Source organism: Microbacterium sp. NPDC058345 (assembly GCF_042723855.1).
Lineage (GTDB): Bacteria > Actinomycetota > Actinomycetes > Actinomycetales > Microbacteriaceae > Microbacterium.
The window spans coordinates 501,974-516,293 of sequence record NZ_JBHXIG010000002.1 but is presented as its reverse complement, the minus strand read 5'-3'; the positions used below and the strand labels follow the sequence as shown (position 1 = coordinate 516,293).

Annotated in this window: 14 protein-coding genes; 8 read left to right on the top strand and 6 right to left on the bottom strand. The window is 69.2% G+C overall.

Annotated elements, in window-relative coordinates:
• Positions 1-6: 6 nt before the first annotated feature.
• Complete coding sequence (locus tag ACFWH5_RS10125) at positions 7-717, bottom strand: exonuclease domain-containing protein (RefSeq protein WP_378834378.1); 711 nt, start codon at positions 715-717, stop codon at positions 7-9.
• Positions 718-787: 70 nt separating this feature from the next.
• Between ACFWH5_RS10125 and ACFWH5_RS10120 the strand changes: the two genes are divergently transcribed.
• From ACFWH5_RS10120 to ACFWH5_RS10090, 7 genes are all read left to right on the top strand, one after another.
• On the top strand, positions 788-1,411 hold the full coding sequence (locus ACFWH5_RS10120) for a LysE family translocator (protein ID WP_378834377.1): 624 nt from the start codon (positions 788-790) through the stop codon (positions 1,409-1,411).
• A gap of 46 nt (positions 1,412-1,457) precedes the next feature.
• Entirely contained in the window at positions 1,458-1,979 is a 522-nt protein-coding gene (msrA, locus tag ACFWH5_RS10115) for a peptide-methionine (S)-S-oxide reductase MsrA (protein ID WP_378834376.1), read from the top strand.
• Between the two features lie 134 nt (positions 1,980-2,113).
• Complete coding sequence (locus ACFWH5_RS10110; protein ID WP_378834375.1) at positions 2,114-2,683, top strand: single-stranded DNA-binding protein; 570 nt, start codon at positions 2,114-2,116, stop codon at positions 2,681-2,683.
• Between the two features lie 54 nt (positions 2,684-2,737).
• The gene (locus tag ACFWH5_RS10105; RefSeq protein ID WP_378834374.1) at positions 2,738-3,265 is read left to right on the top strand and encodes a DUF6993 domain-containing protein; all 528 of its coding nucleotides are present in this window, start codon (positions 2,738-2,740) and stop codon (positions 3,263-3,265) included.
• Positions 3,266-3,358: 93 nt separating this feature from the next.
• The gene (locus ACFWH5_RS10100; RefSeq protein WP_378834373.1) at positions 3,359-4,354 is read left to right on the top strand and encodes a bile acid:sodium symporter family protein; all 996 of its coding nucleotides are present in this window, start codon (positions 3,359-3,361) and stop codon (positions 4,352-4,354) included.
• Positions 4,355-4,508: 154 nt separating this feature from the next.
• Positions 4,509-6,188, top strand: coding sequence for an energy-dependent translational throttle protein EttA (ettA, locus tag ACFWH5_RS10095; protein WP_378834371.1), 1,680 nt, complete (start codon positions 4,509-4,511; stop codon positions 6,186-6,188).
• Between the two features lie 63 nt (positions 6,189-6,251).
• Positions 6,252-6,728: an acyl-CoA thioesterase gene (locus ACFWH5_RS10090; RefSeq protein WP_378834370.1), complete on the top strand. Its 477-nt coding sequence runs from the start codon at positions 6,252-6,254 to the stop codon at positions 6,726-6,728.
• Positions 6,729-6,748: 20 nt separating this feature from the next.
• Here the strand turns inward: ACFWH5_RS10090 and ACFWH5_RS10085 are convergent, their stop codons facing one another.
• On the bottom strand, positions 6,749-7,645 hold the full coding sequence (locus tag ACFWH5_RS10085; RefSeq protein WP_378834369.1) for an acyl-CoA thioesterase: 897 nt from the start codon (positions 7,643-7,645) through the stop codon (positions 6,749-6,751).
• Positions 7,646-7,663: 18 nt separating this feature from the next.
• Here ACFWH5_RS10085 and ACFWH5_RS10080 point away from each other — a divergent pair, with 18 nt between their 5' ends.
• Positions 7,664-8,347, top strand: coding sequence for a hypothetical protein (locus ACFWH5_RS10080; protein WP_378834368.1), 684 nt, complete (start codon positions 7,664-7,666; stop codon positions 8,345-8,347).
• A gap of 39 nt (positions 8,348-8,386) precedes the next feature.
• Here ACFWH5_RS10080 and ACFWH5_RS10075 read toward each other — a convergent pair whose 3' ends face one another.
• From ACFWH5_RS10075 to pepN, 4 genes are all read right to left on the bottom strand, one after another.
• Positions 8,387-10,051, bottom strand: a complete 1,665-nt coding sequence (locus tag ACFWH5_RS10075; protein ID WP_378834367.1) for an FAD-binding dehydrogenase — start codon at positions 10,049-10,051, stop codon at positions 8,387-8,389.
• On the bottom strand, positions 10,048-10,497 hold the full coding sequence (locus tag ACFWH5_RS10070; RefSeq protein WP_378834365.1) for a globin: 450 nt from the start codon (positions 10,495-10,497) through the stop codon (positions 10,048-10,050). The genes ACFWH5_RS10075 and ACFWH5_RS10070 overlap by 4 nt, the downstream gene beginning before the upstream one ends.
• Positions 10,494-11,579 (bottom strand): mechanosensitive ion channel family protein, encoded by a 1,086-nt coding sequence (locus ACFWH5_RS10065; RefSeq protein WP_378834364.1) that lies wholly within the window; start codon positions 11,577-11,579, stop codon positions 10,494-10,496. Before ACFWH5_RS10065 ends, ACFWH5_RS10070 begins: the two co-directional genes overlap by 4 nt.
• Before the next feature lie 99 nt (positions 11,580-11,678).
• Positions 11,679-14,249: an aminopeptidase N gene (pepN, locus tag ACFWH5_RS10060; RefSeq protein ID WP_378834363.1), complete on the bottom strand. Its 2,571-nt coding sequence runs from the start codon at positions 14,247-14,249 to the stop codon at positions 11,679-11,681.
• Positions 14,250-14,320 lie beyond the last annotated feature (71 nt).

Here is a 14,320-nt window from a genome sequence, read left to right as displayed (position 1 = left end):
GCCCGATCACCGCTCGCGCACCGGCCAGGTGCCGTCGAGGGAGTCATCGGGATCGAGCCGGCCGATCCTGATGAAGTACTCGGTGAGGCCCGCCGCCTGGTCGCGGGCCCAGCCGATCTGCTGCGTGTGCAGTTCAGCGGCCGAGCGGGGGAGCGTGAACTCCTGAGCGAGAGCCAGCGCGACCCGGCCGGCCGCGATGGCATCCGCCGCCGCCTCATGCGCATCGTCCAGAGGCACCGCATAATGCTCGGCGACCACGGCCAGCGTCCGCTTGCCGCGCCGGAACCGGTCATACGCCTTGTCCAACACGAGCGGATCGATGACGGGCGACGGCTGCGTCAGCACGGGAATGCCGTGCCGCTCGGCCTCGTGCGCGAGCAGGGAGAAGTCGTAGGACGCGTTGTACGCGACGATCGGCAGCCCCTGAGCGAACAGGGTGCGCAGGGCGTGCGTGACCTCGGTGACCACCTCACCGGCCGGCCGGCCGTGTGCACGCGCGTGCTCGGTCGTGATGCCGTGCACCGCGGCAGCCCCGTCGGGGATCGGCACGCCGGGGTCGGCCAGCCAGTCACGGGCGGCGATCTCGCGGCCGTGCACGTCCAGCACGCCGATGTGCGCCGTCACGATCCGATCCCGTGTCACGTCGACGCCGGTCGTCTCGAGGTCGAAGACGCCCACGCGCGTGAGCCAGGCGGGGAACGGCGGCACGGTGATCATGAAGGTCACCGTAGGCGGCGCAACCGACATCGCGCGCGGAGGTCTCTCCGCCCGCCCCTACACTGTGCTGGTGACCTGGACGGTATGGCTCTCGCTGCTCGCGGCGTGCGTGGTGATCAGCCTCACACCCGGGGCGGGCGCGATCAACACGATGAGCAATGCCCTCAACCAGGGCTGGCGGCGTTCGCTCTGGGGCGTCCTCGGCCAGCAGGCCGCGCTCGTCGTGCATGTGGTGATCGTGGCCGCCGGCGTGGGGCTGCTCGTGGCACGGTCTCCGATCCTGTTCGAGACGATCCGCTATCTCGGGGCCGCGTATCTCGTCTACCTCGGCATCCGGATGCTGCTCAGCACACCGCAGCCGATGGACGAGGCGGACGCGTCGCGCCGTCGGGAGCCCGCCTGGTCGATCTTCCGGCGAGGGTTCTGGGTGAACCTGCTCAACCCGAAGGCCATCGTCTTCTTCCTGGCGTTCGTTCCCCAGTTCGTGCGTCTCGATCGCGACCCGCTTCCGCAGTACCTGATCCTGATCGCCACGGTGATCGCGGTCGACGTGCTCGTGATGTGGTTCTTCTTCGCCGCCGCGGCCAAGCCGTTCCGGCGGATCACGCAGACCGCACGGGGTCAGCGGGTGCTGAACAAGGTGTTCGGCGTGCTCTTCGTCGGCGTCGCCGCGCTGCTGCTGTTCGTGCACTGACGTCGCCGCGACGCTGCGCGGCCGCAGAGCGCGTAGCGTTGACGGCATGGAAACCTTCGTGCTCGCCGGCGGCTGCTTCTGGTGCCTGGATGCCGCCTATCGCCCGCTCCGCGGCGTCGCCTCCGTCGTCTCCGGATACACCGGTGGCACCGCCGTGCATCCCAGTTATGAGCAGGTGTGCACCGGTGCGACCGGCCACGCAGAGGCGGTCGCGGTGACGTTCGATCCCGATGAGATCCCGGCGGATGTCATTTTGGACGCGTTCTTCACCATGCACGACCCACGGCAGCTGAACCGGCAGGGCAACGACGTCGGCACGCAGTACCGCAGTGCCATGTTCCCCGCGGACGACAGGCAGCGCGAGGTCTTCGAGGCAGCCAGGGAGCGCGCCGCCGAGATCTGGGACGGCGAACCCGTGACCACCATGGAGCCGTTGGGGGAGTTCTACGAGGCGGAGGACTATCACCAGGACTTCTTCGCGAAGAACCCGACGCAGGGATACTGTCTGGCTGTGGCTGTGCCGAAGGTCAACAAGGTGCGGGCGCGCTTCGCCGAGTACTTGGTCTGAACCGACTCCTTCTGCACGTCCGGCCGTTCCGGCGAGTTCTCCACCGTTCTCGGGAATCGGTCGTCGGCCGTCGGCGGGGCATGGGCACGCTGTACTCAGCCGGGCATCGCCCCGGGGTACAGAGGAGTACGACCATGAACGACACGGTGACGATCCGCGGCAACATCGGCGGCGACCCTGTGAAGAGCACGACCCCCGGAGGCGTCTCCGTCGTGCACTTGCGCGTGGCGTCGAGCTCGGGTTATTGGGACCGGCGCACCGGAAGCTGGGTCGACGGCGGCACGAACTGGTACGCCGTGTCGGCGTTTCGTCAGCTGGCCGATCACGCCAAGGCGTCGTTGCGCAGCGGAGATGCGGTGATCGTCACGGGCACCCTGAAGCTGCGCGAGTGGGAGAGCAACGGCAAACGCGGCTTCAGCGCCGATCTCGTCGCCGATTCGATCGGACACGACCTGCGGTGGGGCACGAGCAACTTCATGCGCGCTCCGCGCGCGACGGCGCTGGACGCGGCGGTCGCCGGTGTCCCTCGGCCGTCGTCCGACGACGGATCGTCGGCGGACGACACGGCGCCGGACCCGCAGGATCACCGCGGTTTCGACGAGGATCCGACATCCGACGAGCGGGCGGCGTGGGGGGAGGCCGGACTGGACGTGATCCCCGAGGACACCGACCAGGAGTCGGATGCCTCGTACGCGTCGGCGTGAGCGAGCGCGCGGCGGAGATCGGATGCCCGGCGGCGGCCTTCTAGACTGCTGAGCGTGACCCGAGGAATCGCCGACTCCGCCGCGCGCCCTGCGTACTTCCTGCCGAGGGCAGCCATCGCCGGCTTCGTCTTGTCGACGCTTGCGGCAGCGTTGGTCGGCTGCACCTCGGAGCCGACGGACGTCACGTCGCCGACGCCGTCCGCGGATGCGAGCACACCGGCGGCCGAACCGGAGCCCGCGCCGGCGCCGGCGTTGCATCCTGAGGGGAGTGCAGAAGACAACGAGCCGCTGTTCTCGGCAGTGATCGACGAAGTCTGGGCCTCGGCCGAGCGCGACGCGGGGCGCGCCTACATCGACGCGCTGACCGCAGCCGGATTCGACAGGGAGCGCATGCAGCTCACCGCCGACCGCTCCACGGTCGGGAACCCGGCGGAGAGCATCCAGTTCTCCGTCGCGTGGCGTGACGGGCAGTGCCTCATCGGTCAGACCGGCCCTTCGACCGGCGAACCGGTGACCGCCGTGATGCCGCAGCTCGCGGAGGGTCGCTGCCTCATCGGAGACACCCGTCCGATCGACTGGTGATCGACCTGTCCGCCGGATCACCGACATTCAGGCGCGCGCAGCGGCGATGTCATGATGCACAGGCAGGGGAGCAGTGGTCGTTAGTCTGTCGGGGTGAAGACCGAAGAAGCGACGCCGCACCCTGAGACCACCGCCGCACGCATCGGAAGGATCGCCGGAGCCTGGTTCCCGCTCATCGTGCTCGCGGCAGGTGCCGTCGCCGTCTTCCTGCCCGGACCGTTCCTTGTTCTGGGGCCCTGGATCAACCCGCTGCTGATGATCATCATGCTCGGCATGGGTATGACTCTGCGCGGATCGGACTTCGCGATCGTCGCCAAGCGACCGGTCGCGTTGCTGATCGGCGTGCTGGCGCAGTACATCGTCATGCCGGCGACCGGATGGCTGCTCGTGACGCTCCTGCAGCTCGACCCGGCGATCGCCGTGGGCGTGATCCTGGTGGCCGCGGCGCCGGGCGGCACCGCTTCCAACGTCATGACGTATCTGGCGAGGGGGGACGTCGCCCTGTCGGTCGCGATGACGACCGTCTCCACCCTGCTGGCCCCCATCCTCACCCCGCTGCTCGTCCTCTTCCTCGCGGGCTCCTACCTTCCCGTGGACGCGCCGGGGCTGTTCCTCTCGATCGTCCAGATCGTGCTCATCCCGATCGGCGTCGGCCTGCTGCTGCGTCGTTTCCTCCCGCGCGTCGTCGAGGTGCTCGTCGAGTGGATGCCGCTCGTCTCGGTCGTCGGCATCACCCTCGTGGTCCTCGCCGTCGTCGCGGGCAGCGCGGCCACCATCCTCAGCTCCGGACTGCTGATCTTCGCGATCGTCATCGCGCTCAACGGCGTCGGCCTGCTGCTCGGCTACGGCGCTGCGCGCGCCGTGGGCCTGGACGAGTCGTCCCGCCGCGCCGTGAGCATCGAGGTGGGCATGCAGAACTCCGGTCTGGCGGCGGGCCTCGCCCGCACGCACTTCAGTCCCGAAGCCGCGCTGCCGGCCGCGATCTTCTCGGTCTGGCACAACGTCTCGGGCTCGCTCCTGGCGGGTTTCTGGTCGCGACGCGCGCCCGCCGCGCGCCGTCGCACGGCGAAGGTCGACGAGACCGCCTGACAGGATCCGCAGCCGGGGACCGGTGGTTCGCGCGCAGCGTTCGAACCGTCCAGCCCCCTGCCCGGGCTGACCGGGGAATGAAGGCGGGTAGGCTGGTGAGTCGGTTCCCCCTGGTTCCGTTCCCGTTGCCCGCCGACAGAAGGAGCGCCGTTTCGTGGCCGAGTACATCTATTCCATGGTGCGAGCCCGCAAGGCCGTGGGTGACAAGCTCATTCTCGACGACGTCACCATGGCGTTCCTCCCGGGCGCGAAGATCGGCATGGTGGGCCCGAACGGCGCAGGTAAGTCGACGATCCTGAAGATCATGGCCGGCCTCGACCAGCCGTCCAACGGTGAGGCCAAGCTGACGCCAGGCTTCTCGGTCGGCATCCTCATGCAGGAGCCCGAGCTCGACGAGTCGAAGACCGTGCTCGAGAACATCCAGGACGGCGTGGCCATCAAGGCCAAGGTCGACCGGTTCAACGAGATCTCGGCGCTGATGGCCGACCCGGACGCCGACTTCGACTCCCTGCTCGCCGAGATGGGCGTTCTGCAGGAGGAGATCGATGCCGCAGACGGCTGGGATCTCGACTCCCAGCTCGAGCAGGCCATGGACGCGCTGCGCACCCCGCCGGCGGATGCCCTCATCGGACCGCTGTCCGGCGGTGAGAAGCGTCGCGTCGCCCTGGCGAAGCTGCTGCTGCAGAAGCCCGATCTGCTGCTTCTCGACGAGCCGACCAACCACCTCGATGCCGAGAGCGTGCTGTGGCTCGAGCAGCACCTGAAGGATTACAAGGGCGCGGTCATCGCCATCACCCACGACCGGTACTTCCTCGACAACGTCGCGGAGTGGATCGCCGAGGTCGACCGGGGACGCCTCATCGGCTACGAGGGCAACTACTCGACCTACCTGGAGAAGAAGGCCGAGCGACTCGACATCCAGGGCAAGAAGGACGCCAAGCTCGCCAAACGGCTCAAGGACGAGCTCGAGTGGGTCCGCTCCAGCGCCAAGGGCCGTCAGACGAAGTCGAAGGCGCGCCTGGCCCGCTACGAGGAGATGGCTGCCGAGGCCGAGCGCACCAGGAAGCTCGACTTCGAGGAGATCCAGATCCCCGCCGGCCCGCGCCTGGGCAGTGTGGTGATCGAGGCGAAGAACCTGGAGAAGGGCTTCGGTGAGCGCATGCTCATCGACGGCCTGAGCTTCAGCCTGCCGCCGAACGGGATCGTCGGGGTGATCGGACCGAACGGCGTCGGCAAGACCACCCTGTTCAAGACGATCGTGGGTCTCGAGCCGCTCGACGGGGGAGACCTGAAGATCGGCGAGACGGTCAAGATCAGCTACGTCGACCAGTCGCGGGCCAGCATCGACGCCGACAAGACCCTGTGGGAGGTCGTCTCCGACGGGCTCGACTACATCACGGTCGGCAAGATCGAGATCCCCTCGCGGGCCTACGTGTCGAAGTTCGGCTTCAAGGGACCCGATCAGCAGAAGAAGGCCGGCGTGCTCTCCGGCGGTGAGCGCAACCGGCTGAACCTCGCGCTCACGCTCAAGGAGGGTGGCAACCTGCTGCTCCTCGACGAGCCGACCAACGATCTCGACGTCGAGACGCTGAGCTCGCTCGAGAACGCGCTGCTCGAGTTCCCCGGGTGCGCGGTGGTGATCACCCACGACCGGTGGTTCCTGGACCGCATCGCCACCCACATCCTCGCCTATGAGGGCACCGATGAGAATCCCTCGCAGTGGCACTGGTTCGAGGGCAACTTCGAGGCGTACGAGAAGAACAAGATCGAGCGCATGGGTCCGGAGGCGGCGCGCCCGCACCGCACCACCCATCGCAAGCTGACGCGCGACTGATCCCTCGCCCCACGGGGGCGTGGGGCCGGCGAGTCGATCGAACACCGGACGAGAGCTGTGATCGTGACATCTGAGCGACTGCACATCCCCATCCAGCTGCGCTGGGGGGATCTCGACGCGTTCAATCACGTCAACAACACGTCGATGCTCAAGCTGCTCGAAGAGGCGCGCGTGCGCGCCTTCTGGAAGCCGGCACCCGGCGAGCAGGCGCCGAGCACCGCCGTGCTCGACTCCGGGATCGCGCACGGGCTGCTCACGCTGATCGCCCGACAGGAGATCGAATACCTCGCACCCGTGCCGTATCAGCGGCACCCGCTCGACGTGCAGCTGTGGTTCGGCAAGCTCGGCGGCTCGAGCATCGAGGTCTGCTACGAGGTGCACGACCACCCGGGCAGTGCCGAGCCGATGCTGTACGCCCGCGCGACGACCGTGATCGTGCTGGTGGATGCCGCCACGGGGCGCCCGGTTCGGCTCAGCGCCGAGATGCGTGCGGCCTGGGAGCCCCTCGTGGGCGAGCCGCTCGCGTACCACCGACGCTGAGCCCGCGATGATCCCGGCGATCAGGCCGACGCGTCGCCCTCCGGCACCCGCACCATGACCTCCTGAGCGACGCTGGCGAGCAGCGCACCCTCGCGGCTGTAGATGCGTCCCTCTCCGAGACCACGGCCGCCACGGGCGTTCGGCGATTCCTGCACGTACAGCATCCACTCGTCGACGCGGCCGAAGCGGTGCCACCACATGGCGTGGTCCAGACTCGCCACCTTGAGCCCCGGTGTGCTCCACGTGACGCCGTGACGGCGCAGGATCGACTCCTGGATCGTCATGTCGCTCAGATAGGCGAGTGCGGCGCGGTGCAGACCCGGGTCATCGGGCATCGGAGCGCGCATCCGCATCCAGACCGCCTGCTGCGGTACCCGCTCACCCGCGACCTCGAGGAACAGCGGACCGCTGACGTGCCGCACATCGGCCGGACGCTCCGCGAGAAGGCGCCCGGTGAGCGGATGCACCGAGCCGATCAACTCGTCGTCCGACGGGACGTCCTCCGGGGCGGGAACCCCCTCGGGCATCGGCTGCGCGTGCTCGACCCCGGGATCCTGATCCTGGAACGAGGCGATCATCGAGAAGATGGGCACTCCGCCCTGGTACGCCTGGGAGCGGCGCGTCGAGAACGAGCGCCCGTCGTGGATGCGGTCGACGGCGAATGTGATCCCCTGGCTGGCATCGCCGGGGCGCAGGAAGTAGCCGTGCATGGAGTGCACGATGCGGTTCTCGGGCAGCGTGCGCTCTGCGGCGATGAGCGACTGGGCGAGCACCTGACCGCCGTAGACCCGGCCGGTGGGCATCGGATGCGACACCCCGGTGAAGATGTCCTCGGTGGTGCGGGCCTCGGATGCGGCGAGGCTGAGCACGTCGAGAAGGTTGTCGACGGATCGGCGGGCGTTCTGCTCGGCGGTCATCCGACTAGTTTAGGAGGAGTGACCAGACCCCTCGTGCTCGCCGACCCGCAGACCGCACGCGACGTGCTGACCTTCTCCGGCCGCGCCGCGAGGGCCGGCGCCGAGGGCGTCCGCCTGCAGGCATCCGGCGGTGTGCTGGCCCTGTCCGCGGCGGCGCTCGCCCCGCAGAGCCTGTTCGATCACACCCCCACCGTCCTGGCGATGCGGATCGTGCACGCCGATCCCGAACTGCGCTGCGACCTCGTCGTCGAGACGCTCGGCGAGACGGAGGACCCTGCACAGCTGAGCCTTCCCGAGACCGCCCTGTCGCCGGCATGGGCCGGGATCGCTCCGCCGCGCGCCGGGTGGGAGCCGGTGGGTTCGATCGACGCGCACCTCGTGGCGGAGCGCGCCCAGTGGGGCATCTCCGCGGTCGCGCACGGCACCCCGGCGGGCGCGGGGGAGGAAGCGGTACGGACCCTGCGCGCGCGGATCTGGGGCGAGCCGGATGACGCACTGCTCGGGTTGCCGCGCGGGGTCGCGTTCGCCGCACACGCCTTCGGCTTCATCTCCGGTGCCGAAAGCGTGCGCGTCACGGCATCCGGCCGGTGGACGCGACTCGCCTTCGCACGGGGGCACGTGCTCAGCCGCGGTCCGGCCGTGACAGGGTTGACGCCGATCCGCGCCACCGGCGCGTCGACGGGCTCCGGCCCCGACGCCTGACGTCGCGCTGACCGCGGAGCTCCGGCACAGGACAGCCGCTCAGCGGGCGGCAGCCCGGCCCGCCTGACGGCCGGAGAACAGGCATCCGCCGAGGAACGTCCCCTCCAGCGCCCGGTAGCCGTGCGCGCCGCCCCCGCCGAACCCGGCCGCCTCACCGACCGCGAACAGGCCGGGAATCGCCTCGCCCGCGGCGTCGAGCACTCGGCCGTCCAGATCCGTCTGCATGCCGCCCAGCGACTTGCGGGTGAGCACATGCAGCTTGACCGCGATCATCGGCCCTGCGGCCGGATCCTGCAGGCGGTGCGGGGAAGCGGTCCTGATGAGGCGATCGCCGCGGTAGGCGCGCATCGAGCGCAGCAGGGAGATCTGCGCATCCTTCGTGAAGTCGTTCCCGATCTCGCGATCCCGGGCGATCACCTCGCGGCGCACGCGGTCCACGTCGAGCGCCTCCCCGCCCGGCATCCGGGTCATCTGCGCGAGCAGCGACTCCAGGTCGTTCTCGACGACGAAGTCGGCGCCTTCGTCGAGGAACGACTGCACTGGTCCCGTCGGACCCTTGGCCAGCCGGGACTTCAGCAGCAGGGCGACGTCCTTGCCGGTGAGGTCCGGATTCTGCTCGCTGCCCGACAGGGCGAACTCCTTCTCGACGATCTTCAGCGTGGTGACGAACCAGGAATGATCGTGCCCGGTCCGGCGCAGGTGCGCGAGGGTGCCGAGCGTGTCGAAGCCGGGGAACAGCGGAACGGGCAGCCGTGCTCCGGTGGCGTCCAGCCACAGCGACGAGGGCCCGGGCAGGATGCGGATCCCATGGCCCGGCCATACCGGATCCCAGTTGGTGATCCCTTCCACGTAATGCCACATCCGATCGCCGTTGATGAGTTTGGCGCCCGCGGAACGGGCGACAGCCTGCATCGACCCGTCGACGTACGCGGGCACGCCGGTGAGCATGTGCTGCGGGGGAGTCCCGAGCGAGGCGGGCCACGCCGCCCGCACGAGGTCGTGATTCCCCCCGATCCCGCCCGACGCGACCACCGTCGCTCCGGCGCGGATCTCGAAGTCGCCGATCTCGTCCCGCGGGGACACCGCGCCTCGCGACGCGTCGCTGTCGGCGAGCACCTGCCCGCGCGCCCCGACGACCGACCCGCCCTCGACGATCAGCTCGGTGACACGGTGACGTGGAAGCACGGTGACCGCCCGTGCACTCTCCGCCTTCTCCACGGCATCTGCGAACGGCGCGACGATTCCCGGACCGGTGCCCCACGTGATGTGGAAGCGCGGCACGGAGTTCCCGGGTCCGATGGCGCCGCCACCGCCCCGCTCCGCCCAGCCGACGACGGGGAAGAAGCCCACTCCGCGCTCGCGTAGCCAGGCGCGCTTCTCACCGGCCGCGAACTGCAGATACGCCTCCGCCCAGCGCCGGGCCCACTCGTCCTCCGGCCGGTCGAAGCCGGCGTTGCCGAACCAGTCCTGGGTGGCCAGCTCGAGCGAGTCGCGGACGCCCATGCGACGCTGTTCGGGGGAGTCGACGAGGAACAGCCCGCCGAACGACCACCACGCCTGACCGCCGAGGTCGGTGCGCGGCTGCTGGTCGATGAGGACGACGCTGCGCCCGGCGGCGACGGCCTCCGCCGCGGCGACCAGCCCCGACAGCCCCCACCCGATCACGAGAACATCAGCGGATCGGGTGGCGGGCGTGGTCGTCATGCGGTCTCCGTCGGCTCCTGGCTGGCGCGCGTCTCGAGCGTCGTGCGTCCGCCGGAGGCGGGCCCGATGCCCGAGGGCTCGAATGTGTTCACCATGGCATATGCGGCGCGCTCGAGGTAGTCCCAGAGCGTCGCTTCGTGCAGAGGCGACAACGCGGCCTCGTCCACGGCCGTGCGCATGTGCCGAAGCCACCGGTCCCTGGCATCCGGATCGACGTGGAACGGCATGTGACGCATGCGCAGCCGAGGGTGGCCGCGTCGTTCGCCGTACGTGGCGGGACCGCCCCAGTACTGGGCGAGGAACCAGGTGAGCCGCTCCGCGGCAGGGCCGAGATCCTCCTCGGGGTACATCGGCTTCAGCACCGGGTCGAGGGCCACCTCGCGGTAGAACACCGACACGATCCGCTCGAACGTCGGGTAGCCGCCGACCTCGTCGTAGAAGCTCACTTCTCCTCGCCTTCCTCGCCGTTCCGGCCGTCGCCGCTCTTCCTGCGCCGCCAGATGCCGCGCTCGACCACCCGGGGCACGCCCGTCACGGGATTCGGACGCGTCTTCGGCGGGTTCGCGCCGCGCACCCGGCGGGCGCCGTCGGGTCCGGTCAGCGTCACCGACTCCAGGCGCGGGACGAGCACGTCGTGATTCAGGAGGGCCTGGCGCAGGCGGCGGCGGAGCTCCTGTGAGACGTCGTCCATCGCGTTCGCGCGGGTCTTCATGACCACGCGCACCACCAGGGCGTCGCCGTCGACCGACTCGAGGCCCCACACCTCGGGACGCTCGATGATCCGGGTGCGCCACTTCGGATCCTTCGCGAGATCCTGCGCGGTGGTGAGCATCGTGGACTCGACCAGCTCGAGCTCCGCGTCCGCCGGCACACCGAGGTCGACGATCGCACGCGCCCATCCCTGGGACATGTTGCCGATGCGGGTGATCTCGCCGTTGCGCACGTACCAGAGCGTGCCGTTCACATCGCGCACCTGGGTGACGCGCACGCTGACGTACTCGACGACGCCGGAGGCGAGGCCGACGTCGACCACGTCGCCGATGCCGATCTGATCCTCGGCGACGAGGAAGATGCCGTTCAGCACGTCCTTGACGATGTTCTGCGCGCCGAAGCCGAGACCGGCGCCGACGGCGGCGGTGAGCAGGGTGAGCGAGCCGAGCAGGCTGGGCGCCAGGAAGTTGACGACGAGCACGATGGCGATCACCACGAGCATCACATTGACGATGTTCTGCAGGATCGACCCGAGCGTGCGCGTGCGCTGCACCAGCCGCATGTCGGCCAGCGGCGACCGCTCCAGGGCCTGCGTGTCATCGACGCGCGCCTTGGACTTCGCGCTGTTGACGATGCGCTGCACCACGCGGCGGATCACGAACCGAAGGATGAAGGCGATGAGCACGCACCCGGCGATGATGATCGCGACGGTCAGTGCCCGCCCGCCGATCTCGAGGAGGGCTGTCAGCACTTTGCCCCACGGTCCGGGGTCGGTCGGTTCGGGCGCGGGCGTCTCCGCGGCGGAGGGGATGTTCATCACCTCGATGTTAGCGAGCGGGCCTCCGCGCACACTGGATGCGCAGAGGCCCGTTCGGAGTCCGACGTGTCGTCGGCCTGCCAGAGGGGGCCGTGGGGATCAGTCCTCCGCGTCGCGCGACTGCGCGGCGAGGGCGCGCTCCACATCGGCCAGGTTCTCGTGCACCAGGCGGCGCAGTGCCGGTGAGGCGTCCTGGTGGGCGGACAGCCAGGCGCGGGTCGCGTCGCGAAGCTCGACGTTCGCGAGTGCACGCGGGTAGAGGCCCACGATCAGGTAGTCGGCGATCTGGTAGGTGCGACCCTCCCAGATCGGCAGGAGCATGTCGAAGTACTTCGGGATGAACTCGCCGAGCACGCCGGCGCCGGACGGGTGCACGAAGCCGGCGGCCGCCGCGCGCACGATGGTGTTCGGCAGGTCGTCGTTCTCGATCAGCGACGACCAGGCGGCCTGCTTGGCCTCGGAGGTCGGCAGCGCCGCGCGGGCCTGGGCGGCGAACTCGGCGCCCTTGGCGGTGTTGTCGGCGGAGAGCGCCGCGTCGATCGCCGCCTTGTCGGTGGCGCCGGCGGCGGCCAGCCCGATCAGCAGCTGCCACGACAGGTCGGCGTCGATCTCGAGCCCTGGCAGCGTCTCCTCGCCGGCACGCAGGCGGCCGACGATGCCGGCGTGGTCGTGCGTCGTCAGCGCGTTCGCGAACGCGCTGACGAGCTGCAGCTGGCTGTCGCTGCCCGCTTCGGCCTGCTGGGCCAGCGCCCAAAGGCCATCGGCGATCTTCTCGCGGGCCGCTGCCCGAGAATCCGGTGCGACGTAGTGGTTCGCGGCGAGCTGCAGCTGCGCCAGCGTGGTGCGCACCGTGGTCGACTCGGTCTCGCGGCCGATGTTGCCCAGCACGAGATCGATGTAGTCGGATGCCGCGGTCTCGGCGTCGCGCGTCTGATCCCACGCCGCACCCCAGACCAGCGAGCGCGCGAGCGGGTCGCTGATGTCTGCGAGGTGGGCGATCGCGGTCTCCAGCGAGCGCTCGTCGAGGCGGATCTTCGCATACGCGAGGTCGTTGTCGTTCAGCAGCACCATGTCGGGGCGCCGCAGGCCCTGCAGCTCGGGGATCTCGGTGCGATCGCCGTCGACGTCCACCTCGACGTAGTGGGTGCGCACGAGCGCATCCCCGTCGAGGTCGTAGAACCCGATGCCCAGACGGTGGGGACGGATGGTGGGGTAGTCGGCGGGGGCGGTCTGGGTCACCGCGAAGCGGGTGATGGCGCCGGATGCATCCTCGGCGATCACGGGCGAGAGCGTGTTCACGCCGGCGGTCTCGAGCCACTTCTTCGCCCATGTGCTCAGCTCGCGGCCACTCGTGGCCTCGAGCTCGGCGAGCAGGTCGCTGAGCTCGGTGTTGCCCCACGAGTGCTTCTGGAAGTACTGGCCGACGCCCGCGAAGAACGCGTCGATCCCGACCCAGGCGGCGAGCTGCTTGAGCACGGAGCCGCCCTTGGCGTACGTGATGCCGTCGAAGTTGACCTGCACGTCCTGCAGGTCGTTGATCTCGGCGACGACGGGATGCGTGGAGGGCAGCTGGTCCTGACGATACGCCCAGGTCTTCTCCATGGCGTTGAAGGTCGTCCAGGCCTCGCTCCACTCGGTCGCCTCGGCCGTGGCGATGGTCGACGCCCACTCGGCGAACGACTCGTTCAGCCACAGGTCGTTCCACCACTTCATGGTGACGAGGTCGCCGAACCACATGTGGGCCAGCTCGTGCAGGATCGTGACGACGCGGCGCTCCTTGACGGCATCCGTCACCTTGCTGCGGAACACGTACGTCTCGGTGAAGGTGACCGCGCCGGCGTTCTCCATCGCGCCCGCATTGAACTCCGGCACGAACAGCTGGTCGTACTTGGCGAACGGATACGGCACGCCGAACTTCGATTCGAAGTACGCGAAGCCCTCGCGGGTCTTGTCGAAGATGTAGTCGGCGTCGAGGTGCTGCCACAGGCTCTTGCGCCCGTAGACCCCGAGGGGGATGACCTGACCCGAGCTGCTGGTGAGCTCGGAGAAGGTCGCCTCGTAGGGCCCGGCGATCAGCGCGGTGATGTACGACGAGATGCGCGGGGTGGGCTCGAAGCCCCAGGTGGCGATCGGCTCGCTGCCCGACCCCGATGAGGGGTCGTGCACGATCGGCTCGGGCGTGGGCGAGTTCGACACGACCTTCCACGCTGCGGGCGCGGTGACCGTGAACTGGAACGTCGCCTTCAGATCGGGCTGCTCGAACACGGCGAAGACGCGCCGCGAGTCCGGCACCTCGAACTGCGAGTAGAGGTACACCTCTCCGTCGACCGGATCGACGAAGCGGTGCAGGCCCTCGCCGGTGTTGGTGTAGAGGCAGTCGGCATCGACGATCAGAACGTTCTCGGCCTGCAGATCGCTGAGCGCGATGCGCGAATCGGCGAACGCTTCGTTCGGGTCGATCTGCTCTCCGTTGAGCGTGATCTCGCGCACGTCGCGTGCGATCAAATCGATGAAGGTGAAGGCGCCCGGTGTGGCGTTGAAGCGCACCACACTGCGAGAGCCGAAGACCTCGGCTCCCTTGGTGAGATCGAGCGACACCTGATAGGACTGCGTGTCGATGACGGCGCGGCGCTCCTGCGCTTCGGTACGGGTGAGGTTTTCTCCAGGCACAGCTGTTTCTCCCAGTGGTGAGGGGATGTCGTCCCGCGTCGACGCTGCTGGCGCCGACGACAACCCTGACA